This is a genomic window from Pseudarthrobacter sp. AL07, assembly GCF_029960665.1.
GTDB lineage: Bacteria > Actinomycetota > Actinomycetes > Actinomycetales > Micrococcaceae > Arthrobacter.
In genome coordinates this window covers 1-22,693 of the sequence record NZ_JASBRB010000033.1, presented here as the reverse complement: position 1 = coordinate 22,693, position 22,693 = coordinate 1, and the positions used below count along the sequence as shown (strand labels likewise).

Below are 22,693 nucleotides of genomic sequence, written 5' to 3'. Positions count from 1 at the left end.
GTTGGCGCACGTCAAGCGCTTGATGTCCTGGTGGACTGCTTCCGACCCCGCCGCGTTCAGTCGGTCAGTGCGCGCACTACCCGTGCAGGCGACCCCACAACAATGGCGCTTTCCGGTACGTCCTTCGTGACCACGGACGCAGGGGCCGGGTGCAGGTCCGCGCGACGGCTCGGCATGAGGTCGTGGTTGAGCGTGGCAATCACCACGTTGTGCCCGATCAGGCAGTCGTCCCCGATGACCACCCCGCCCTGATCTTGAAACTTGCAGCCGGAATTGATGAAGATCCTGTCGCCGAGGGAGATGTTCTTCCCGAAGTCGGAGTAGAAGGGCGGGAAGACCGTCACAGATTCGTCAACCGGCCTGCCGGTCAGCTGGGACAACAGCTCCCGGACCCGCACCGGTTCCTGGTACCCGCCATTGAGTTCGCCGGTAATGCGCAGGGCATCCTGGCTGACCCGGAGCATGACCTCATGCAACAGCGAGTCCCCGGTGATGGTATGCCCGGCATTCAGTGCTGCAAGAAGATCGGCGACTTCCATGGTGTCCTTCAGTTCAAGGTCGTATCGCGTGTGCGCACACGTTAGTTGTTCGGTTTTGCTGCTTCCGAAACCGCCGTGGCCGCCCAGCTCGTGAGGAGTTTGATGCGCTCTTCGTGGGTCGACCCGGGTTCGGCGGTGTAGAAGCTGACGTCGTTGACGGCGCCCGGGGAGGTGGTCGTCAGGGACTGGTAGGTCAGCTCCAGCTCGCCCACCACGGGGTGTCGCAGCCGTTTGGTTCCCTCGTGTCGGAAACGGATGTCATGCGATGCCCACAGCGTGCGGAACTCGGGGCTCAAGGTGGATAGTTCCCCTACGAGTTCGCGCAGAGAGCGGTCGTTGGGCTCACGGCCGGCTTCGGCACGCAGCAGGGCGGCGGTGGCCGCGGCGCCGGCGTCCCAGTCGACGAAGAACTCCCGTGCGGCCGGGTCGAGGAAGTGAAACCGTGCGAAGTTTGCTTGGCCGTTGGCAGTGGTGGTTTCGCTGGCAAACATGGGCGCGTGGAGTGCACGCCCCAGCGCATTAGAGGCCACGATATCGAGGCGGCCATTGCGGACGAACGCGGCCGACATGGTGATGGAGTCAAGCAGCCAATGGACAGTGACCGCCAGCCCCACTTCCTTGCGGCGGGAATGCGTCCGGCGCATGGGCCGGGCGGCCCGTGCCAGCTCGAAAAGGTACAGGCATTCCTCATCGTTCAGGTGCAGTGCCCCGGCGACGGCCTTGAGGACGTCGTCAGACACGCCGCTGATGTTGCCCTTCTCCAGCCGCGCGTACCACTCGGTGCTCACTCCGGCGAGGACAGCAACCTCTTCGCGGCGCAGTCCGGGAACGCGGCGACGGGTGCCCGCGGGAAGCCCCACCTGCTCCGGGCGGATTTTGGCGCGGCGGCTGGCCAGGAAGTCCCGGATGTCGGCGCGGTTGTCGGGCAGGTTATCCATGAATCCACGATAGCCCCGGTTCGCCAGGCTAAAGGGGGAAGAGCTTGTACCCCCATAAACGCAGCCTTCTTCAGCCGATGGAAATAGGGTGATATTGATGCAAAGGCACCCCCTAAACAGGAGAAGAATGTTTACCGTTAATTCCTATGCCGCACCGTCCGCCACTGAGCCGCTCGTTCCCACGAAGATCGAACGCCGCAACGTCGGACCGCACGATGTCCTGATCGATATCAAGTTCGCCGGCATCTGCCACTCTGACATCCACACCGTCCGCGGGGACTGGGGTCCCCAGTCCTACCCGCTGGCCCCCGGCCACGAGATCGCCGGCATCGTCACCGAGATCGGCTCGGCCGTCACCAAGCACGCTATCGGCGACCGGGTCGGCGTCGGCTGCATGGTCAACTCCTGCCGCGAATGCGTCAACTGCCTCAAGGGCGAAGAGCAGTACTGCCTGAATGGCAACATCGGCACCTACGGCGCGGTGGACCGCGACGGCACCATCACGCAGGGCGGCTACTCCACGCACGTGGTCGTGACCGAAGACTTTGTTGTGCGGATCCCCGAAGGCATCGAGCTCGACGCCGCCGCTCCCCTGCTGTGCGCGGGCGTCACCACTTACTCCCCCTTGCGGCACTGGGGCGCGGGCCCTGGGAAGAAAGTCGCCGTCGTCGGCCTCGGCGGACTCGGCCATATGGCCGTTAAGCTCGCCCATGCCATGGGCGCGGAAGTCAGCGTACTTTCCCAGTCGCTCAAAAAACAGGAGGACGGGCTGAAGCTGGGCGCGGACCACTACTACGCCACCAGCGACGAGACCACCTTTGAGGATCTCGCCGGCAGCTTCGACCTGATCATCAACACCGTGAGCGCATCGATCGACATCAGTGCCTACCTGCAGCTGCTCACCCTCGACGGCGCCCTGGTCAACGTCGGCGCTCCCGCTGAACCGCTCCCGGTCAACGCGTTCGCGCTCATCATGGCCCGCCGCTCCTTCGCCGGCTCCATGATCGGCGGGATCCGCGAAACCCAGGAAATGCTCGACTTCTGCGCCGAGCACAACCTCGGCGCCGAAATCGAAGTCATCCCGGCCAGCAAGATCAACGATGCCTACGAACGCGTCCTTGCCTCCGACGTCCGCTACCGGTTCGTCATCGACACCTCCACTCTCGTCTAGAACACCGGCGGGCAGCACCGGCCCTCCACGCCTACTACGATCGAGGTATGGAATCCGCGGAGCAGGCGCAGCACCCCGGACGCACGCCGCGCATCACCGCCGCCATGGTGGCGGCCCGCGCCGGCGTCTCGGCGGCGACGGTTTCGTTGGTGGCCAACGGCAAGACTGCGGGCCGCGTTTCTGAGGACAATATCGCCAGGGTGCGGGAGGCCATTTCCGAGCTCGGCTACGTGGTGGACAGCCTGGGCAGTTCGCTGGCCAAAGGCGTCAGCTCCATGGTTTTACTCGTGGCCCCGGACATCTCCAACCCGTTTTTCGCCAAGGTGATCGCGGGTGTCCGGGAGTCGCTCGGGGCTGATTACCAGCTGCTGCTGTCCGTTACCGACGCCGGGGAGTTCCCGCAGGCGGACGACGTCCGGAAGCTGATGGCGCTCCGGCCGGCCGGGCTTCTGGTTGACGCTCCCAACGCCGAATTCCTGGAAGAACTGTCCGCCGCCGGCCCCGTAGTCCTGCTCGATGCTCCGGGACTTGAGGCCTACGCCCCGTCCGTTAATCTGGACGTTGCGCACGGCGCGCGCCAGCTGGCCGCGCATTTGGCGGATGTTGGACACCGCCGGGTGGCGTACGTGGACAGTGTGACGGGCACGGCCACATTTGAGGTCAGACGCCGGGCCTTCCTCGCTGAGGCAGGCGCACGCGGTATCTCGGTGCCGGGCGACGGCATCATCAGTACCACCATCGACGTCGGCGCGTCCGCCGCCGCGTTCGCCGCCGCCTGGCCGGGGTGGCAGCAGAGCGGAGTCACCGCCGTCGTCTGCTGCACTGACACCCACGCCTACGGCGTGCTCCAGGAAGCACGGGTGGCAGGGGTTCAGGTTCCGGGCCAGCTGGCCATCGCAGGCTTCGATGATTTGCCGTACTCCGCGACCAGCAATCCCAGCCTGACCAGCGTCCACCTGCCGGCAACCTCCCTGGGGCTGAAGGCAGGCGGGCAGCTGCGCCGGCTCATGGAAGGCCACCGGTTGGAGCAGCCGCAGCTGACGCTGGAAAGCTCCCTGGTGGTCCGCAACTCCACTTCGGCATAACACTGCGCCAGGCATGACAAGCCGCTGTCACACGCCCGCCGTAAGCTGGGTACATGCCGAGTAACTGGGACAGCCTGGACATCAGCCTGCGTGAATCCGTGCAGGAGAACGTGGAGATCTACGAGCGCGTCCGCCCTGCCCTGAAGCTGGTCACCAAGGACGTTCTCCACATCCTCCGCGACATGTTGAAGGACACCGAGGTCACCCCGCTGTTTGTCACGGGCCGCACCAAGTCGGTGGAATCGTTCCGGGAGAAGATTTCCCGGATTGAGGAACCGCTGGAACCCGGCGGCCCCCCGGTGCTGAAATTCCCGGACCCTTTCCGCACCCTCAACGACATGGTCGGCGTGCGCGTCATCACCAAACTGCCCACCGAGAATGCCCTGGTGGCCAACATCATCAAGCGCCAGCGGCAGATATTCGACTGCCGCGGCGACCGCGAGAAGGACATCGGTTCCATCGAGTCCGGCACCTACGGCTATTCCAGCCGCCACCTCATCCTGCGCACAATCCAGAACGGGGCCGTCAAGAATTACCAGCAGGCCGTCAACCCGGAGATTCCGGCCAACGGCAGCTACTTCTTCGAATGCCAGATCCGCACCGTCTTCGCCCACGCCTGGAGCGAGATCGAGCACGACATCCGGTTCAAGGCCGAGGACCCCCGCGCCTGGACCCCACATTTCGATCGGCAGTTCACCGCCACTGCCGCCATGCTGGAAACCGTGGAAAGCGCCTTCGCGGACCTCCACGAACGCTACGAGGAAGTCCGCAGCTACTGGGACCTGGACGGCGAAGGCGCCGCGCAGCTCACGCCCAACCGGATCCGGGACGTCTGGCGCACGCTGCTGCCGCACGTGGACCGCAAAGTCGATGATGACTGGGGCTGGGCGGCGGAGCTCATGGCCGCCCACGGCCTCAACCAGACCGTCCAGCTGGCCGGCCTTCTGAGCGCCCAGCGGATCACCGAGGTCCGCAAGGCGCTGGACCACCGCTACTCCCCCGGCCCGGACCGCCTGCTGGATGACCTCCTGCTCTGGCAGTACGGCACTAAACACATTGACCTCACCGCAGAGGCGCCCGACGCCGTCCCGCACCCGCGGCGCGACAGCCTCCTGCGGCGGCTCAAACAGATCGAGCGCTACCGCCAGACCAAGTCCGAGTAGGTCAATCGCGGAGCCGCAGGATTATTGGGCACCCGTGACATTCAACTACCCTTGACTCAAGGTGGAGGCTGCTGTAAGCGGACCTCCGATGCTCCCGGCTCCAGCCCAGCGGCAAGATCCGGCACCTGTTTTTGCCCCTCTCTGACAAGGATTCCGCCATTTCCACGGACGCATTCTTCGCCACGCTCACACGGATCCGCAATGTCGTCCTGCCTGCGGCCGCACGGTCCTGGCTGAACACGCCTCGTGGGCTCCTCACCGGCTTCATCCTGGTGCACCTGGGCTTCCTGATCTTCGCTGCGCTGCTGTCCCTGCGCGGAGAAGCCTTCAGCGACACCTTCATTTACCGCGACTGGGCACGGGCGGGATTCGACGAAGCGAACCTCAGCGGCGGCCCCAGCCCGTGGGTGTACCCCATCCTCGCGCTGATACCCATGGCGCTGGCAGGCCTTGCCGGTCCCGGACCGTTCTTCTTCCTCTGGGTGCTCATGACCACCATCCTCAACGGCTGGGGCCTGGCCAAGCTCACTGACCGCGGCCGCAACCAGAACGCCATCCCCGCGGGCTGGTGGTGGCTGATCTTCACGCTGCTGATGGGCTGGCTCGGCTTCGCACGCGTGGACGGCCTCACAGCACCGATCGTCATGGTGGCCCTGGCCTACGGCGTGGGCCGGCCGTTCATCGCCTCGATACTGCTCGCCACGGCCACCTGGGTGAAGGTCTGGCCGGCAGCAGTGATGCTGGCCCTCTTCGCCGTCGTCAAGAACCGCCTGCTGGTGGTGCTTGCCGGCGTGGCCACGTCAGCGGTGGTGGTGGCACTCGCCGCCGCGATTGGCAGCGTGCCCAAGCTACTGAACTTCCTCACCCAGCAGGGCGACAGGGGCATGCAGCTTGAGGCGACGTTCACTACCCCGTGGCTGTGGCTGTCCGTGTTGAACATCGGCGATTCCCGGATGTACATGAATACCGATATCAACTCCATGCAGGTGGACGGCCCCGGCACCGCGGTGATGTCCGTACTGATGCAGCCGCTCCTCATCCTTGCCGCGCTGCTCGTGGCCGGCCTGACCTTCTGGGCGCTGCACAACGGCAAGCTCAACGGCACCGGCAAGGCCGACGGCGGCGTGGACCGCACCGAGCTGCTGCTGGCCGGAGCACTCACCCTGGCCACCGCCTTTGTGGTGTTCAACAAGGTGGGCTCGCCCCAGTTCATGGTGTGGCTGGCCCCGGCCGTGGCGGTGGGCCTGGCGCACAGCTGGCGTGAGTGGCGGGTCCCCGCGGCCATGCTCATCGCCATCGCGGTGGCAACGTTCTTCATCTACCCGCTCTTCTACGATGCCCTCAGCCACAACAACCCAGTCATGGCCGGCGTGCTGACCATCCGCAACGTCCTCCTGGTTGTCCTGTTCCTGTGGTCGGTCCGGCGCCTGTACTCGTTGGGCAAGAAGACGTCCGCGTCCGTCCCCGCGCTCAAGGAGTCCTGAGATTTCCACGAAGTTCTTCGACCGGCTGGTCAGCGTCCGCAGCACCGTCCTGCCCGCGCGAGTGGTGGACTGGTTTACCCGTCCTTCCAGCGTCTGGTGGGGCTTTGCGGTCATCCACCTGTATTTCCTGGGCTGGATGGCGTCGTTCTTCCTCAACGGCGATACGTTCAGCGACACCGAGCAGTACCGTCAGTGGGCCACGGACGGCTACAACCCGGACAGTCTTGATGGCAAGATCAGCCCCTGGGTGTACCCGGTGCTGGCGCAGATCCCGATCTTCCTCGCGAATATTGCCGGACCCAGCCTGTACCTCCTGTGCTGGTTCCTGATCATCACAGCCCTCAACGCCGTCGGGCTTGCTTTCCTGACCCGCGGACCGCGGAAGGTGAAGGGCATCGCCCCGGCCTGGTGGTGGCTGTTTTTCACCGTCTTTATGGGTTACCTCAGCTTCGCCCGGGTGGAGGGCATCACGGCCCCCATCGTGCTGATTGCCCTGCTGTACGCGGCCGAACGCCCCGTGGTGGCGGGGATCCTGCTGAGCATCGCCACCTGGCTCAAGGTGTGGCCGGCAGCGGTACTGGTGCCGATCGTTATTGCCAGCCGTAAGCGGATCCAGGTGCTGGCCTCCGGGGTGGCGGTCACCGCCGTCGTGGGCCTGGGCACGTTCCTGTCCGGCGGACTGACGCACATCATGGACTTCCTGACCAACCAGGGCGAGCGTGGCATGCAGCTTGAGGCCACGTTTTCCACGCCGTGGGTGTGGCTCAGTGTCTTCAACATTGCCGGGTCCAAGATGGCGGACAACACAGCCATCAACTCCACCGAGGTCTACGGCCCCGGCGCCGACGTGGCCGCGTTCCTGATGCAGCCGCTGCTGATCCTCGCCGCCATGGTGGCGGCCGTCCTTCTGGTCCGGGCACTGAACCGCGGCGCCGAGCGGGAGGAGCTCTTCCTCGAGGGCGCGCTGATGATGACCACCGCGTTCATCGTGTTCAACAAGGTGGGTTCGCCACAGTTCATCATCTGGCTGGCGCCGGTGATCATCGCGGGCCTCACGCACGACTGGGAGCGGTGGAAGGTACCCGCTGCGCTGCTGATGGGAATCGCGATGACCACGTTTGTGATCTACCCGCTGTTCTACACTCCGCTCATCCACGCCCACCCGGTCATGGCTGCCATCCTGACAACACGCAATGTTCTCCTGGTGGTGCTGCTGTGGTGGTCGGTGAAGCGGACCGCGGAGCTTGGCCGAAAATCACAGGCGGCTCCGCAGGCGCGGGCCGCCTGAGGTGACTCTCCCCGTCGAGTTTCGGGGCAACACCGCCGTTTCCCGTGCCACAAAACAGGACCATACTTGCCCCCGGGCGGCCAGCGGAGACTACCCAAAAAGGTAGTTTGAACCATCCCGAATTGGCGTTTCGCCTGCCTGCAAAAGACTGGACGATGGATGTCAGGACTAGCTGTCCACACCACCTTTAGTTCACGGCAGAAAGAAACAACACCATGAAGCTCCAAGTTGCTATCGACCTCCTGACCACCGAAGCCGCCCTCGAACTTGCCGGCCAGGTCGCCGAATTCGTTGACATCATCGAGCTCGGTACGCCGCTGATCAAGGCCGAAGGCCTCTCGGTGGTCACCGCGATCAAGAACGCCCACCCGGACAAGGTCGTCTTCGCTGACCTGAAGACCATGGACGCCGGCGAACTCGAAGCCGACATCGCCTTCAAGGCCGGCGCTGACCTGGTCACCGTGCTTGGTGCCGCCGACGACTCCACCATCGCCGGCGCCGTAAAGGCTGCCAAGGCCCACAACAAGGGCATCGTCGTTGACCTCATCGGCATCGCAGACAAAGTCACCCGTGCCAAGGAAGTCCGCGCCCTGGGTGCGAAGTTCGTAGAGATGCACGCAGGTCTCGACGAGCAGGCAAAGCCCGGCTTCGACCTGACCGGGCTGCTCCGCGCCGGAGCAGAAGCCCGCGTTCCGTTCTCCGTCGCAGGCGGCGTGAAGCTGGCCACCATCGCAGACGTCCAGAAGGCCGGCGCCGATGTCGCCGTCGCCGGCGGCGCCATCTACGGCGCAGCCGACCCCGCACTGGCAGCCAAGCAACTCCGCGCCGCCATCAACTAACCACCGCCCCTCGGAAAGACCGGCGGGTCTCCTGGACCATCTCAGGAGCTGAAGCTCATCCAGACCCGACCCCCATTGGAAAGGCAGCCCGATGCTACAAACTAAAGATTCTTGCCTTGATACGTGGATGGGCCAGGAGGCACTCGCCGAGGCCATGATTCCGGTGATCGGCCGGCTGTACCGCGAAAACAACGTGGTCACCAGCATTCATGGCCGGACCCTGGTCAACAAGTCCACCATGGACATCCTCAAGGCGCACCGGTTCGCGCGCCGGATCAGTAAGGACGAATTGCGTCCGGAAGAGACCGCCCCGCTGCTGGAGACCTTGCTGCGGCTGGAGCCCGGCTCGGCAGCGATCGATATCGCCCTCCTGAGCCAAAAGTTCAAGGCAGAAGGCGACGGCGCCACCCTGGAAGAGTTCCTCCGTGCCGAGCTTGCCGATGTCGTGGGCAAGCGCGGTGGCGATGACCGGACCAGCACCGACGTCGTGCTGTACGGCTTTGGCCGGATCGGCCGTCTGCTGGCGCGCCTGCTCATCGAAAAGGCCGGTGGCGGCCACGGCCTGCGCCTGCGCGCCGTCGTGGTGCGCCGCGGCTCCGATAACGACCTCACCAAGCGCGCCAGCCTCCTGCGCCGCGACTCGGTCCACGGCCCCTTCCGAGGCACCATCCGCGTGGACGAGGCTGCCAACACCATCACCGCCAACGGTGTCCAGATCCAGGTCATCTACTCGGATAATCCTGCCACGATCGACTACACCGCCTACGGCATCCACAACGCCCTGGTGGTGGACAACACCGGCCGCTGGCGTGATGCCGAAGGCCTGTCCCAGCACCTGCAGAGCAAGGGTGTTGCCCGGGTTCTCCTGACGGCGCCGGGCAAGGGCGCGCTGAAGAACATCGTTCACGGGATCAACCACGGTAGCATCGAGGATTCTGACCGGATCGTCTCGGCAGCGTCCTGCACCACCAACGCCATCACCCCGGTCCTGAAGGCCATCAACGACAAGTTCGGCGTGATCCACGGCCACGTGGAAACCGTCCACTCCTTCACCAACGACCAGAACCTGATCGACAACTTCCACAACGGCGACCGCCGCGGCCGCTCCGCCGCGCTGAACATGGTCATCACCGAAACCGGTGCCGCCACCGCAGTAGCGAAGGCCCTCCCCGAACTCCAGGGCAAGCTCACCGGCAGCTCCATCCGCGTCCCCACCCCCGACGTTTCGCTGGCCATCCTGAACCTGAGCCTGGAAAACGGCACCACCAAGGACGCGGTCAACGACTTCCTGCGGGAAATGTCACTGCGCTCGGACCTGCGCAGGCAGATTGACTACATCGATTCGCCCGAGGTCGTGTCCACGGACTTTGTTGGCTCCCGCCGCACCGGCATCGTTGACGGCCTCGCCACGATCTCCAACGACAAGAACCTGATTCTTTACGTCTGGTACGACAACGAGTTCGGTTACAGCTGCCAGGTAGTCCGCGTCATGGAAGAGATGGCCGGCATGAAGCGCCCCTCCTTCCCCGCTACGGATGTCGTTGAGGAAGCCATGTCGGTGCTCGCCGCACTGGCCTAAATTCAACCGCCGCTTATCTCGAGCCGCGGCCACCACCAGCCGGCCGGAGACGCTACCGGCGGGCAGCAACAGAAAGGTACATCAACATGAGCATCACCTTCCAGCCCAGCGAGCTCTTCGCAGGGGAACTCGACGAATCCCTGCTCGGCGCGCCGTTGGCCGAGGTACTCGGCGACGAGATACCAACGCGAATTGCCATTCCCTTTACCAGCGAGGACTCCCGCATCCTCTCCGGAGTCTGGGAAGCCGAGCCAGGCCTCTCCCGGTGGGAGTTCCTTGAGCGCGGTGAGGCGATTCATGTCCTTGAAGGCCGCATGGTGGTCACCGAGGATGGCGCTGAACCGATCACCCTGGAGGCCGGAACAGCCGCCATCTTCCCGATCGGTTGGCAGGGGACGTGGGAGATCCAGGAACGGATCCGGAAGTTCTTTGTGATCTTCACGTCCTAACCGCATTAGCTGTGCCGCGTCAGGCCCGGGGGTACCCCGGGCCTGACAGATTTTGGCACGTGCCGCACCATCAAAAGGCATTCAGGTGCCCTGCTGTAAACCTTCTCCCATGATTTGAGCCGAAACATGAAAATTGGAATCCTCACCAGCGGTGGCGACTGCCCCGGCTTAAACGCCGTTATCCGCGGCGCCGTCTTGAAGGGCATTGCCATCCACGGTCACGAATTCGTGGGGTTCCTGGACGGCTGGCGCGGTGTGGTTGAGGGCGACGTCATCGATATTCCCCGCACTTTGGTCCGGGGCATCGCGAAGCAGGGCGGCACCATCCTTGGCACTTCCCGCACCAACCCGTTTGAGAACGGCGGCGGGCCGGAGGTCATCAAGGCGCACATGAAGCGACTGGGCATCGACGCCATCATCGCGATCGGCGGTGAGGGAACCTTGGCTGCTGCGAAGCGCCTGACCGACGCCGGGTTGAAGATTGTGGGCGTCCCGAAGACCGTGGACAACGACCTTGACGCCACGGATTACACGTTCGGTTTCGACACGGCTGTGCAGATCGCCACCGAGGCCCTTGACCGGCTGCGGACTACCGGCGAATCGCATCACCGGTGCATGATCGTAGAGGTGATGGGCCGTCACGTGGGCTGGATCGCACTACACGCCGGCATGGCGGCAGGCGCCCATGCCATTCTCATTCCCGAGCAGAAGGTCGGCATCGAACAGATTGCCCAGTGGGTGAAGGAAGCCCACGCTCGGGGCCGCGCACCACTTGTAGTGGTTGCCGAGGGGTTTGTCCCGGACCATATGGAATCCCCGCATTCCGAGCGTGGCCTGGACAACTTTGGACGGCCCCGGCTCGGTGGGATCGCGGACCAGCTGGCCCCGGAACTGGAAGCCCGGACAGGCATCGAAACGCGTGCCACCATTCTGGGCCATATCCAGCGCGGCGGCGTGCCGTCAGCCTTCGATCGAGTCCTGGCCACGCGACTGGGCATGGCAGCAGTCGACTCTGTGGTGGAAGGCTTCTGGGGCACCATGGTGGCCCTGAAGGGCACGGAGATCGAGCAGGTGGGCTTCAAGGAAGCCCTGGGCCAGCTAAAGACTGTGCCGCAGAACCGCTACGACGAAGCCGCAGTCCTGTTCGGCTGAGCTGCCCAGGCTGGCCGCACGGCGGCCAGCGGGCCGAGGAAATCGGTTCGCTGACCGCGGAGGTCCTGCCACCGTCTGAACGGGGCCCCGCTCAGACGCTACCTTCTTGCTTCCTCGCTGCCTGGTCGAGAGCTTCCAACACCCGGGCGTTGTTTGCCGCGTCCGTGAGGTCGTAGCGGAGCGGGGTTCCGTTGAGGACGCTGCCGGCGAAGTGTTCGCCCATCCGGACGAAGTGGTTTCCGCCCTTGATCTTGTGAAAAATCGTGTCCTGCCCGAAGTGATGCTCCTCCAGGACCGAATCCTCCTCCAGCAGCCCGAAAGGATTGTCCAGGTAGAGCCGGCCCCCGGTGCCCGTGATTTCCAAGAAGTTACGGCGCTCGAGGTTCACTCCCGTATCAAAAAGCGCGGTGGCGCCGGCGGGAAAGCGGAGCATACCCGCAATGCTGGTGTCGATTCGACCGTCGTCGTTGGCGTCGCGGTAGTTGCCAAAGGCGGCGACATCAGCCGGTTCCTGCCCCGTGACCATCCGGCTCATGTTGACGCAGTAGCACCCAGCATCGAAAAGTGCGCCGCCGCCGAGCCCCGCATACCAGCGGATGTTGTCGTCCCCGCCCGCATCAAAGGAGTGCGCGACGTGGACAAAGGTCAACGTGCCCACCGCACTGGCTGAAAGCAACTCCTGCAACTTTTCGAAACGTGGGTGGAAACGGTACATAAAGCCTTCTAAGACTTTGAGCCCGGTCTCGTCGGCCTTGCGCGCAATCTCCCCGCACTCGACGGCGCTCATCGCCAAAGGCTTCTCACAAAGGACGTGCTTGCCTGCATCCAAGGCTTTAAGAATCCACTCGAGGTGCAACGCATTCGGCAGGGCAATATAAACAGCGTCGATGTCCGGAGAAGCGAGCAGCGCCTCATACGAACCAAACGCCTGGGGCACGCCGTGCGATTTTTACTAGCATCCGAATCGCCATGATTGGGATTAGCGCCTGGCTGCCCAAACCCTTCATACCCTATGTGACACCACACGCTTGCAAGGCAACGACCTATCGCCTGAATGTGCTGAGCTCAGAGAGCATGATTTGCCATGGCGGTATAAGTTCCTGCACAACAGACGCGAATTTAAGTGTCAAATCATCCCGCAAAACCCAAACTGGGAGGCACGGACGCTGCCTGAGCTCAGGCGATACGCCATAATTCATTCTGTTCCGGAAAGAGGCATTCCGTTTCTGACCTGGCAACTGGTCGACTTCCGGTCCTGAGCGGTAGTGACAGTCATCAGAACACCGCTTCGGTCATGATGTGGCCAGCTGGAGTTCGTAGCCATCCTGAATGTGGAACAGGCGGCGGCCATCGACAGGGTCGTGGACCCAAATGATGTCACCGTCCGCTGTCCGGGCGTCTACTAGTCCGGCATACTCTGGGCGCCCGCTACCGACCAGCTGCACCTTATCTCCAACTTGGACATCGACCCAGCCGGACCCACCAAATCGATTCATCCCTGAAGTCACAGTATTTTCCTTCTTGTTTGTTTAGCCGCATCATCAAATGGACTGACGCAAGCGGACGGCGGGAACCTCTCAATGCAACAGTTGCCGGTGAAATGGGTCGTGGCTGTACCTCCCTCAAGCCCCGTGAGAGCGAAAGTTAAGTCAGCCAGCGTACTCAGGCTGAAACGTGCCTGTTTTGAGTTCGATGAGGTTGGCTCACCGAGCTGTCTGCTCCCAGGTCTCGCCAAACGGAACCGTGTCGCTGAGTTCGAAGGTGTACCGGGCAGGATCATGCCGGGTGACCCTAATGCCGGCAGACCCGTGGGCCATTGCTGCTCGCCGGAGCATGGCTTCTGCCTCATTAAGCAACTCGTAAAGTTCCTCAGGCCTATTGACGAGGACTTCCAGGGACTCGGTTGTCTGACGACTCATGGCAGTACTTTCTTGTGATGGGGACCACTATGTTGTGACTATTTTGCACATGAACAGGTGTTCAAGTCAATTGTTTTTTTGGGTTCTCCAAAGGTCTCGCGATACGCGCCATGGGACGTCCTTGCCCCTGCAGCAGCAGGGTGTTGGCTAGCTGTTGCTGCAGGGGCAAGTGGCGGTTCCAGTGACCTGATTCATTACCGCCTGATGAGGAGGCCTCGAATCGTGTCGCTTAAGACATGGAGCCGTGGGCGGTGAAGAAGCCCAGGCCGTAGTCGGGGGTCTCGAAGGTGATTTCTGCTCCCTTGGGGAAGAAGAGTACGTCGCGCTCCTTGGCGTGGGTCACTTCTCCTGTCGCCCGGTCAGTGAGGATGAATTCACCTTTCACGACAACCTTCATTTCGTCGCAGGTGTACGTGTAGACCAGCGGCTCGGAGGCCTTGAGCTCGAAGAATCCGGAGCTCATGACCGAACCGTTGGGGTGGGTGAGGGAGTCGCCGATGGCGGCGTCGACGCCCGGGACGTTCATTGACGGCAGTCCGATGAAGCCGTTTTCCACTTTGTGGATGGATCCGGCCTTGGTGAATGTTCCGAGTGTTGTGGTTTCCATGATCTCTCCTGTGGATAGTGTTATGAAATTCTGACTTGTCTTTGTCAGGACTGGTTATCTTTGCCAGAATCGTCCATCTATGGACTGGTTCTCTGTTGATAGCTTTTATCCGTGATTAGAAGATCACGTAGAGCTTGCGCAGTGTCTCGTGAAGCTCCCAGTTGCCGCTCCAGCCGCGGGGGATGAAGATCGTGTCGCCGGGACCCACGAACTCGGGCTCGCCGCCGTCGGGCGTGATGGTCATGGAGCCTGAGAGGACGTGCACAAATTCGTTCGTTTCGAGTACCCAGCGGGAGGGTCCTGCAGTGCATTCCCAGATGCCGGATTCGGCACCTTTCCCGTCTTTCCACAGATAGATGCCGCGGGTGTCCATCGTCTGCGGTCCGGTCGCTTCAGGACAGGGTCCCCAATCGTCCAGATCCGTAGCGTTCTTCGCGTCGCTGATGAGGGCTGCGGAGATGGAGGTTGTCTGTTGTGTCATTCGATTTACCTTTCAAAAGTTATGGGACTTTTACTGGTGACGGAGGTTTTTGACTCATTGCGGTCCGGTTTGCGCTGAAGGGTTTCGGCGGCGTCCGGGGCGTCGCGGCATTTAGGGAAATGTCGGGATCAGACTTCGGAGTACCGGAAGGAGTGTGATTCCAGGCCTTCGGGGTTGGGGCCGTAAATGGTGATCATCCGCGCGTAAACGGGCGCCCAGTACCGGCCCAGGCCGCCCGGGTTGACGCGCGCCGAATCGCCCGGCCTCAGGATGACAGTCTTGCCCTGGCTCTCAATATGGAGTTCACCCTCCAGCACGAAAGCGGTTTCACTGTGCGGGTGAAAGTCCTCCCAGGCACAGGACTCCAGCGTCCATTCCGAGAGGATAAAGTCGTCCCAGCTGCCTTCCGGGTGGGAATTGATAAACCGGCAGCGTAGTCGCCCGTATTCCCCGCCCAAGGCCTCCAAGGGCTTTGCTGCCCAGAAGTCCACTGCATTTCCCGTCGCCACTGGCGGGGACTGAATGGTGCCTACATCATTCATGGCTTCAACCGTTTCAAGAGTCGGAAATCTACTAATAAGACGTGCCCGGTGAATGTCAGTTACATCGCGTGATAGTGAGGTAGATCACCGTGCTGCGATACACATTACATGAACAATTGTTCAAGTCAAGCGTTCATACTACGTCCGTCAAAAATGCCCCGGGTTGGGAAATAGATTCGAAATCTTCAGTGGAACCATTGACTTGAACATTCGTTCCTGTCACAGTATGGGGACGAGCAGCGTGACTGGCATCACACCAACCGAACTCAAAGCAGAGCCCGGCTGGCCTACGGGAATCAGGGGATGCATGGTTCGCGGCAATCTTCTCCGGGAGCCCTGACCGGGCTTCAGAGGTGATCGTCAGCGCAGTCCCCACGCAAGTGATGAACACTTCTTTGATAAATCTTTCGCAGCATCCTACAAAACGCAGGAAAGCATCACGCTATCTGCCCCAGCGGCATCTGCGGGGAACGTTTCCCCTCAGTACTTCGTCGGGCACCCCTGCACCCGGACGTCTATCCGACCGATCAGTAAGAGATCGCGAACACCACCATGATGTGCTGCGTTCCGCGCGGCCTGAACCACGAATTGGAGTTGGACATTTGAGCGTCATTAATATCGATAATAAACCTGACACCGCGCCCCCTGAACTCACTGAGGAACCCGCGCCTAAGGTCAACTGGCGGGTCTTTATCATCGCGTCAGCCATTATTATTGCTTTCTCTGTCTGGGCGATGCTGGTGCCTGCCGGCGCCCAGTCCACCATGAAGTCGGTGGTGTCCTGGATCGCGCAGAACCTCGGCTGGTTCTACGTGCTCACCGTCACTGTCGTCATCGGGTTTGTGCTGTGGGTGGCGCTGTCCAAGGTTGGCTCGGTCCGGATGGGCCCGGACCACTCCCGGCCGCAGTACAAGCTTTTCACCTGGGTGGCCTACCTGTTCGCCGCCGGTGTGGGCATCGACATGCTGTTCTACTCCGTGACCGAACCCATTACGCAGTACATGAAGCCGCCGGCGGGCGCAGGCGAGACGGCGGAGGCGGCCCACGAAGCCGTGGTGTGGACGATGTTCCACTACGGCGTGGCCGGCTGGGCCATGTATGCGCTCCTCGGCATGGCCATGGGCTACTTCGCCTACCGGTGGGGCGCTCCGCTGTCCATCCGCGCAGCCCTCTATCCACTGCTCGGCAAACGCGTCAAGGGCGGGCTCGGCGACACCATCGACATCATCACCCTGGTGGCCACGGTTTTCGGCGTCGCCACGGCCATGGGAATCGGCGTGGTGCTGCTCAACGTCGGAATCGCCATCATGTTCGGTCTGGAGCAGGGCCTGGCCCTGCAGATCGCGCTGGTGATTGTCGCCGTCATACTCACCATCGCCGCATGCACCTCCGGCGTTGACAAAGCGATCCGCTGGGTCGCGGAGCTGAACATCTGGAGCGCGGCGGCCCTGCTGGTGTACATCTTGGTGACCGGCCAGACCTCCTTCCTCCTCAACTCCCTGGTGGAGAACATCGGCCGCTTCGTCTTCACCTTCCCCGAACGCACCCTGCAGACGTTCGCGTACCAGGAAGGCGGTTCGGAGTGGATGGGCGGCTGGACCCTGTTCTTCTGGGCCTTCTGGCTGGCCTGGGGCCCGTTCGTGGGCCTGTTCCTCGCCCGCATCTCGCGTGGCCGGACCCTGCGCGAGTTCGTCATCGCCGCCATCACCTTCCCCGTGCTGTGCGACTTCGCGGTCGTGAGCATCTTCGGTAACAGTGCCCTGTACGAGGTCCTGAACGGGAACGAGGAGTTCGCAAAGCTGGCCGTTACCAGCCCGCAAGAGGGCTGGTACGCACTGCTGGGCATGTTCCCCGGGGCCCCTCTCCTGATCGGACTGGGCACGTTGTCCGGCATGCTGTTCTACCTCACCAGCGCCAACTCAGGCGCCATGATGATGTCCAACTTCTCTTCCCACATCACCAATGCGACCCAGGATGGCGCCAAGTGGCTCCGGATCTTCTGGGCCCTGGTTACCGCGATGCTGACCATCGCGATGCTGGTCGCCGGCGGCGTGACCACCATGGAATACGCCACGCTGATCTTCGGTCTCCCGGTGACGATCATCGCCTGGCTAGTCATGGCCTCCTTCACAAAGGCCTTGCGGATGGAGAAGGCCGATCGTGAGGGCCGGTCGCTGCGACGGCAGTCGATGGCGGTGCACGGCGGTAACGTGGCGGACCGCACCTGGGGCCAGCGGCTGGCACGGGTACGCGCCTACCCATCCAAGAACGACGTGTCGGCGTTTATTGAAGCCACAGCGCAACCCGCGCTGGCCGAAGCCCTCGAGGAGTTCACGAAACAGGGCCATGAGGCAACCCTGCACACCCTCCCGAACGAACACACGGACGTCCCCAGCCATGTGATCGTGGTCACTATCCCGGACCACCGCGACTTCCACTATCAGATCCAGGCCGTAGAGGCCTCAGTTCCGAAATTTGGCAGGCATAAGAGCCATGAAACCGATGTCTACTACCGCGTGGAAGTGTTCTCGCAGACCGGCTCGGAGGGCTATGACCTGATGGGCGCGACACAGCAGCAGGTCATGGAGGACATCCTGATCCGTTACGAAGCCCACCACAGCTTCCTGGCCTACTCAAACGAGTACGACCACCCCACCCTCATCACCCAGCCGGCACCGCCGACCACCGGTACCCTCGCATAGGCGGAGCCTGCGGATGAGCTGGCAGCCGGAAATGACGACAGCACGGGTTGAGGCAGTGACTGATTACGCAGTCGGCGATTCAATGCGGCTCAATGCAGCGCAGGACACGGATGGGGACGTTCGTGATGAAGCCATCCAGTTTCCCAATGGCCACACGCAACGGCAGGTCCCCTCGGTGACCCCGAATCACTAGGAACGTGGTGGGCAACTTTGTTGCCCACCACGTTCGCTCGCCAACCGCATCATGTCCACGTCGTTTGAGGCCCATTACACCCCGTGCGATGAACACGTCCGAAAGCACGTTCCAGACGGCTCTTCCCGTGCGGCTGCTGATTGTGAAAGCGGCCGCAGGCCAAAGCTGAACAGTCCTGTAAGTCCTGGCGTCGGAGCTTAGAAGCCGGTCTTGTTCAGCAGTGCATCAACCGTCATCGAGAACAGGGCTCGTGAATCAGCAGCCTTTGGGTCGGTCAGGTACTGAGTGGCCGCTCCGTCGTAGATCATCAAAAAGGCCCTTACCAGCGAAGGGAAGGATATGAGACACCGTCCCCGCTGCTTTGGGCGGCGAAGGAGAATATATTCCCAACTCCACTTCATAGACGGAATAGATTTTAGTGGCCAACGGGCTGACGTCGGCATTCCGTGTGGCCCACAAAATGAGTTCGATTTCAGCAAGTATGCTTGCGGGCTCTTCCTCCAGGGCACGCCAGCAACCCTCAGCTACGTGTTCCGCAGCCTTCCGAAGTCCCAAATTGGCCGGGGCGCCGCTGGAAAAGCGACTCAAATTCTTAAACCAAGCCTCGGCGGCCACATCCATGAGGTTTTCTTTATTGCTGAAACAATAATTAGCCATAGCTAAGGGGGCATTAGCCTCTTTGGCAATAGCCCGCATGGTCACCGACTGAACGCCCTCATGACGCATAAGTTCAATCGTCGCTGCAATCAGCTGTTCTTTTCGTTTTCGTGCGGGTAACCGCATAGCACACTCTGCAGTCTCCCTTTCGGCCAACCGGCGGGGGTTTCCTTAAACCTATCGGGTGACCCAAGAACGGGTCGCCATCTTCGCGGTGAACCGTTGACTTGAACGCAAGTTCATGTCACAGTTTTGACACCGGCGACCTGCGTCACGTCGATACAAAGTTCTTCACATTCAACAAGGTACTCCAGAAGTAGATTCCCTATTAAAGAAACGGTGAAAAGATATGGTTACAACCACTCCTCAGCTCCCGACAGTGACAACGGGCGAAGCGATCGATTTCTGGCCAGCGAAGTCCCTGGAAGCAATGCAGGACAAATGGCAGGGATTGCGCTGCAGGTTCATAAATTCTCATCCTGAAGGCCCATGGGACGACTTTATACTTTCCGAGTGGGAACTGGACGCATGCGCCTGGGAGGACTTCCACCCCCATTCAGAGACGAACTTTGTACTGGAGGGCGAACTTCATATCCAGAGCGAAGGCGAGACTGTCATCCTGAGGCCGGGAGATTCTGCACGCGTAAATCCCGGACGAGCAGGCCGTTACTGGGCACCCGTCTACGCGCGGATGGTCACCATTTACGGCCCCAACCCCGAAGGCCTGGAGTCACACTCCTTCAAATACGCCGAGCTCTGAGCCCTGGCATCTCCACCGCCACACCTCGATGGCATATCGGTGCGATGTGAGAAGCGACTGCGGCGAACGTCACGGACTGGACGATCGGCGTACTTGCCCTGAAGCGACCGGACAGCAGATGGCCACTCGCGGAAGCCATCTCTGGAGGACGGGAAAGGTGCCGAATCAGGCATTTTCGAATGCACCAAGGGCCCCTCAGGCTGGGTCCTTGAAACCAATGAAGTCGTACACGTCCCTTCAGGCTCAATGACGGTTCACGCCACTTCGGGGGCGCGGCATCACACTCTCAGAGCGGCAGACCTACCGGCTCGTCGGCCAGAACCCGGACCGCATCTCGTTCCAGGTCCTGGTAGCACTCTGCGACATTTTCAAGGTCGAGGCCAACACACACCGATACGGTCAATGCCCGCTCTGCGGTGCCGACAGGACGCTTCCAGGCCGGACCGATGCAGGCGAGGACACCTGTCGCGAGTGCGCCAGCATCACGACGGACCTCACCTGTGACAACTTCGGCCGTGAGGCCGAGCGCTTCCGTGGCGGTCGTTGCATCACCTCTGTACTCACCACCAATCTGACGGAGCTTCTGAGGCCGAATGACTTGCCCGGCCTGCGGCTAAACGCCTAATCGCTGACCGAGAGATCGAGCTCTCGCACCAAGCTCTCGATGATCTTCCCAAGACGCCGGCGGTGGAGCACCTCCGGGCCATCCTCACCCACCACCAGCGGGCCCACGGTGCAGCGAGCCACCTTGCAACCTGCGTATACTTTCCTAGCCCCGTAGACACTGTAATTTTCGCTGTGCACCTAGGATGATCGCCTCCGGCTTCACAGCGTCGCTGACGGCCCGTTTGTACTCGGGGCGTGCCTTGGCTCCGGAGTAGGTGGAGGGGGCGGTCGAGCTCCGCCGCGAAGAAAGCCTACGCTGATCTCCGGAGCGCGTACGCCCGCCGCAACTCAGCTAACCTCGCGCTCCAACTCGGCCAACCGGGTGGCGTTATCGGTGGTGGTGCCGGGACGCACGCCCTGATCGATCTACTCCGTCCGGACCCAGCCGCGGATCGTGTCGGCCGGGGGGGCCCGGCTGCGCACCGATACGAGTGCAGGCCCCTCTCCGGTCAGCAGGATTCTTCTGGGCGTCCATCACGAGCCGGACGTCAGTCCGGCGTGTACCTAATATTTGTTTGTTTACTGGATTTCGAGGCCGGCACTGGTCCAGTGCACGGACCGCAGATCAGGGACTACGGCGTCCGGCTGATGTTCGCCGATATCACGGCTGCCGACGCCAAGGACGTGTCCCACCTGAGCGGCACGTGCCGCGCGAATGCCGGCGGGGGCGTCTTCCACCACGACGCACTGATCTGCCGGCACGCCAATACGTTGTGCTGCGGCCAGGTAGCCTTCTGGATGCGGTTTGCCGTGTCTGACGTCGCCGGCCGTTACCAGTACCTCGGGAGCGGTGAGCCCGGCGGCCGACAGGCGGGCGTGGGCCAGGTCGCGTGACGCGGAGGTCACTGTAGCCCACCGGCCAGCGGGTATTGCTGCCAGGAGCTCGGCGGCGCCGGGGATCGCGGTGGCGGTAGCTGCGTCTTCAATTTCCAGTGCGTCGATCAGCTCCACGGCGGCTGGGCGCTTCGACGGGGAGACGAATTGTGCGACGGTATCGACCGAGCGTCGTCCGTAAACGGTAGGGAGGACTTCTTCTGGGTCCAGGTTCATCTCGTGCGCCCATCGGGTCCAGGAACGCACAACGGCGGTGTCCGAATCGACGAGCACCCCGTCGCAGTCAAACAGGACGGCAGTGCAGCGCAGGACAGTCACGGTGCGGGCCCCGCCCGTTGTGCTGCGCAGCTCCGGCGTGTGCTCTTCCACGGGCCGGTCAAGCCGTGCGAAGTGGTCATGAGACGCCATAGTGTGTCCTTTGCTAACTGGGGTTCCTACGTAGGTCGCGGGAGTTGAGTCTGTGGTGCGCTTGCTGCTCTGGGTCACGCCTCCTCTTGCTTCCTCGCTGCCTGGTCGAGAGCTTCCAACACCCGGGCGTTGTTTGCCGCGTCCGTGAGGTCGTAGCGGAGCGGGGTTCCGTTGAGGACGCTGCCGGCGAAGTGTTCGCCCATCCGGACGAAGTGGTTTCCGCCCTTGATCTTGTGAAAAATCGTGTCCTGCCCGAAGTGATGCTCCTCCAGGACCGAATCCTCCTCCAGCAGCCCGAAAGGATTGTCCAGGTAGAGCCGGCCCCCGGTGCCCGTGATTTCCAAGAAGTTACGGCGCTCGAGGTTCACTCCCGTATCAAAAAGCGCGGTGGCGCCGGCGGGAAAGCGGAGCATACCCGCAATGCTGGTGTCGATTCGACCGTCGTCGTTGGCGTCGCGGTAGTTGCCAAAGGCGGCGACATCAGCCGGTTCCTGCCCCGTGACCATCCGGCTCATGTTGACGCAGTAGCACCCAGCATCGAAAAGTGCGCCGCCGCCGAGCCCCGCATACCAGCGGATGTTGTCGTCCCCGCCCGCATCAAAGGAGTGCGCGACGTGGACAAAGGTCAACGTGCCCACCGCACTGGCTGAAAGCAACTCCTGCAACTTTTCGAAACGTGGGTGGAAACGGTACATAAAGCCTTCTAAGACTTTGAGCCCGGTCTCGTCGGCCTTGCGCGCAATCTCCCCGCACTCGACGGCGCTCATCGCCAAAGGCTTCTCACAAAGGACGTGCTTGCCTGCATCCAAGGCTTTAAGAATCCACTCGAGGTGCAACGCATTCGGCAGGGCAATATAAACAGCGTCGATGCCCGGAGAAGCGAGCAGCGCCTCATACGAACCAAACGCCTGGGGCACGCCGTGCTTATCGGCGTACTCCCTGGCCCTTTCCTCGGTACGGGACGCGATACCTACGACGTCACCGTTTTTTGTTTCTTGCAGCGCCGGAATGGTCTTGCGGACGACGCGTGCGGTGCCCAGGACACCCCATCGCAATTTCTCGCTCATTGAATACTCCTTTTTTAGGCTCTCTGCCCCGGAAGTGCGGATTCATGCCCGATCGCAGTTTAGTGGGTTCGGATCGTACTGAAGTGAGGGGATCTTGGCTCCCAGCCCTCTTCGGCTAGAAGGTCTTGCCGAGGGAGCCGAGCTGGCGGGCGGCTTCGACGAGGCGGGCA

Annotated in this window: 23 protein-coding genes; 12 read left to right on the top strand and 11 right to left on the bottom strand. The window is 62.2% G+C overall.

Annotation, left to right across the window (positions count from 1 at the left end; genetic code table 11):
- Nucleotides 1–56: 56 nt before the first annotated feature.
- A complete protein-coding gene (locus tag QK290_RS16860) occupies nucleotides 57–539 on the bottom strand; it encodes a sugar O-acetyltransferase (protein WP_282331789.1) in 483 nt (160 codons plus the stop codon).
- A 41-nt stretch (nucleotides 540–580) separates the two neighbouring features.
- Nucleotides 581–1,477 carry a helix-turn-helix transcriptional regulator gene (locus QK290_RS16855; protein ID WP_282331788.1) on the bottom strand — a complete coding sequence of 299 codons (897 nt, stop codon included), beginning with the start codon at nucleotides 1,475–1,477 and terminating at the stop codon, nucleotides 581–583.
- Between the two features lie 127 nt (nucleotides 1,478–1,604).
- Here QK290_RS16855 and QK290_RS16850 point away from each other — a divergent pair, with 127 nt between their 5' ends.
- The 9 genes from QK290_RS16850 (at nucleotide 1,605) to QK290_RS16810 (ending at nucleotide 11,687) form a co-directional block, all read left to right on the top strand.
- Nucleotides 1,605–2,648 carry an NAD(P)-dependent alcohol dehydrogenase gene (locus tag QK290_RS16850; protein ID WP_282331787.1) on the top strand — a complete coding sequence of 348 codons (1,044 nt, stop codon included), beginning with the start codon at nucleotides 1,605–1,607 and terminating at the stop codon, nucleotides 2,646–2,648.
- A 47-nt stretch (nucleotides 2,649–2,695) separates the two neighbouring features.
- Complete coding sequence (locus QK290_RS16845; protein WP_282331786.1) at nucleotides 2,696–3,733, top strand: LacI family DNA-binding transcriptional regulator; 1,038 nt, start codon at nucleotides 2,696–2,698, stop codon at nucleotides 3,731–3,733.
- A gap of 53 nt (nucleotides 3,734–3,786) precedes the next feature.
- Nucleotides 3,787–4,896: a (p)ppGpp synthetase gene (locus QK290_RS16840; protein ID WP_282331785.1), complete on the top strand. Its 1,110-nt coding sequence runs from the start codon at nucleotides 3,787–3,789 to the stop codon at nucleotides 4,894–4,896.
- Between the two features lie 131 nt (nucleotides 4,897–5,027).
- Complete coding sequence (locus QK290_RS16835) at nucleotides 5,028–6,380, top strand: glycosyltransferase family 87 protein (RefSeq protein WP_282331783.1); 1,353 nt, start codon at nucleotides 5,028–5,030, stop codon at nucleotides 6,378–6,380.
- A gap of 61 nt (nucleotides 6,381–6,441) precedes the next feature.
- Nucleotides 6,442–7,668: a glycosyltransferase 87 family protein gene (locus QK290_RS16830; RefSeq protein ID WP_282331782.1), complete on the top strand. Its 1,227-nt coding sequence runs from the start codon at nucleotides 6,442–6,444 to the stop codon at nucleotides 7,666–7,668.
- Between the two features lie 215 nt (nucleotides 7,669–7,883).
- On the top strand, nucleotides 7,884–8,507 hold the full coding sequence (gene hxlA, locus QK290_RS16825; RefSeq protein ID WP_282331781.1) for a 3-hexulose-6-phosphate synthase: 624 nt from the start codon (nucleotides 7,884–7,886) through the stop codon (nucleotides 8,505–8,507).
- A 91-nt stretch (nucleotides 8,508–8,598) separates the two neighbouring features.
- Nucleotides 8,599–10,086: a glyceraldehyde-3-phosphate dehydrogenase gene (locus tag QK290_RS16820; protein ID WP_282331780.1), complete on the top strand. Its 1,488-nt coding sequence runs from the start codon at nucleotides 8,599–8,601 to the stop codon at nucleotides 10,084–10,086.
- Nucleotides 10,087–10,172: 86 nt separating this feature from the next.
- Complete coding sequence (locus QK290_RS16815) at nucleotides 10,173–10,535, top strand: cupin domain-containing protein (protein WP_282331779.1); 363 nt, start codon at nucleotides 10,173–10,175, stop codon at nucleotides 10,533–10,535.
- Between the two features lie 126 nt (nucleotides 10,536–10,661).
- The gene (locus tag QK290_RS16810; RefSeq protein WP_185262159.1) at nucleotides 10,662–11,687 is read left to right on the top strand and encodes an ATP-dependent 6-phosphofructokinase; all 1,026 of its coding nucleotides are present in this window, start codon (nucleotides 10,662–10,664) and stop codon (nucleotides 11,685–11,687) included.
- A 91-nt stretch (nucleotides 11,688–11,778) separates the two neighbouring features.
- On the opposite strand, the gene QK290_RS16805 is transcribed toward QK290_RS16810, so the two are convergent.
- The 5 genes from QK290_RS16805 to QK290_RS16785 all read right to left on the bottom strand — a co-directional run bounded on the left by QK290_RS16805 (nucleotide 11,779) and on the right by QK290_RS16785 (nucleotide 15,236).
- The gene (locus QK290_RS16805) at nucleotides 11,779–12,624 is read right to left on the bottom strand and encodes a Gfo/Idh/MocA family oxidoreductase (RefSeq protein WP_282331778.1); all 846 of its coding nucleotides are present in this window, start codon (nucleotides 12,622–12,624) and stop codon (nucleotides 11,779–11,781) included.
- A gap of 766 nt (nucleotides 12,625–13,390) precedes the next feature.
- Nucleotides 13,391–13,606, bottom strand: a complete 216-nt coding sequence (locus QK290_RS16800) for a hypothetical protein (protein ID WP_282331777.1) — start codon at nucleotides 13,604–13,606, stop codon at nucleotides 13,391–13,393.
- A gap of 229 nt (nucleotides 13,607–13,835) precedes the next feature.
- Nucleotides 13,836–14,213, bottom strand: a complete 378-nt coding sequence (locus tag QK290_RS16795) for an ethanolamine utilization protein (protein WP_282331776.1) — start codon at nucleotides 14,211–14,213, stop codon at nucleotides 13,836–13,838.
- Between the two features lie 115 nt (nucleotides 14,214–14,328).
- Nucleotides 14,329–14,694 (bottom strand): cupin domain-containing protein, encoded by a 366-nt coding sequence (locus QK290_RS16790; RefSeq protein ID WP_282331775.1) that lies wholly within the window; start codon nucleotides 14,692–14,694, stop codon nucleotides 14,329–14,331.
- 128 nt (nucleotides 14,695–14,822) lie between these two features.
- Nucleotides 14,823–15,236, bottom strand: a complete 414-nt coding sequence (locus QK290_RS16785) for a cupin domain-containing protein (protein WP_282331774.1) — start codon at nucleotides 15,234–15,236, stop codon at nucleotides 14,823–14,825.
- A gap of 602 nt (nucleotides 15,237–15,838) precedes the next feature.
- Here QK290_RS16785 and betT point away from each other — a divergent pair.
- Nucleotides 15,839–17,938: a choline BCCT transporter BetT gene (betT, locus tag QK290_RS16780; protein ID WP_348994479.1), complete on the top strand. Its 2,100-nt coding sequence runs from the start codon at nucleotides 15,839–15,841 to the stop codon at nucleotides 17,936–17,938.
- A gap of 448 nt (nucleotides 17,939–18,386) precedes the next feature.
- On the opposite strand, the gene QK290_RS16775 is transcribed toward betT, so the two are convergent.
- The gene (locus tag QK290_RS16775) at nucleotides 18,387–18,914 is read right to left on the bottom strand and encodes a TetR/AcrR family transcriptional regulator (protein WP_282331773.1); all 528 of its coding nucleotides are present in this window, start codon (nucleotides 18,912–18,914) and stop codon (nucleotides 18,387–18,389) included.
- 253 nt (nucleotides 18,915–19,167) lie between these two features.
- Between QK290_RS16775 and QK290_RS16770 the strand changes: the two genes are divergently transcribed.
- On the top strand, nucleotides 19,168–19,548 hold the full coding sequence (locus QK290_RS16770) for a cupin domain-containing protein (RefSeq protein WP_282331772.1): 381 nt from the start codon (nucleotides 19,168–19,170) through the stop codon (nucleotides 19,546–19,548).
- A 277-nt stretch (nucleotides 19,549–19,825) separates the two neighbouring features.
- Entirely contained in the window at nucleotides 19,826–20,173 is a 348-nt protein-coding gene (locus QK290_RS16765) for a helix-turn-helix domain-containing protein (protein WP_282331795.1), read from the top strand.
- On the opposite strand, the gene QK290_RS16760 is transcribed toward QK290_RS16765, so the two are convergent.
- The 3 genes from QK290_RS16760 to QK290_RS16750 all read right to left on the bottom strand — a co-directional run bounded on the left by QK290_RS16760 (nucleotide 20,170) and on the right by QK290_RS16750 (nucleotide 22,523).
- On the bottom strand, nucleotides 20,170–20,295 hold the full coding sequence (locus QK290_RS16760; RefSeq protein ID WP_282331771.1) for a hypothetical protein: 126 nt from the start codon (nucleotides 20,293–20,295) through the stop codon (nucleotides 20,170–20,172). The genes QK290_RS16765 and QK290_RS16760 overlap by 4 nt on opposite strands.
- Nucleotides 20,296–20,733: 438 nt before the next feature.
- A complete protein-coding gene (locus QK290_RS16755) occupies nucleotides 20,734–21,456 on the bottom strand; it encodes an HAD-IA family hydrolase (RefSeq protein ID WP_282331770.1) in 723 nt (240 codons plus the stop codon).
- A 74-nt stretch (nucleotides 21,457–21,530) separates the two neighbouring features.
- Entirely contained in the window at nucleotides 21,531–22,523 is a 993-nt protein-coding gene (locus tag QK290_RS16750; RefSeq protein WP_282331769.1) for a Gfo/Idh/MocA family oxidoreductase, read from the bottom strand.
- Nucleotides 22,524–22,693 lie beyond the last annotated feature (170 nt).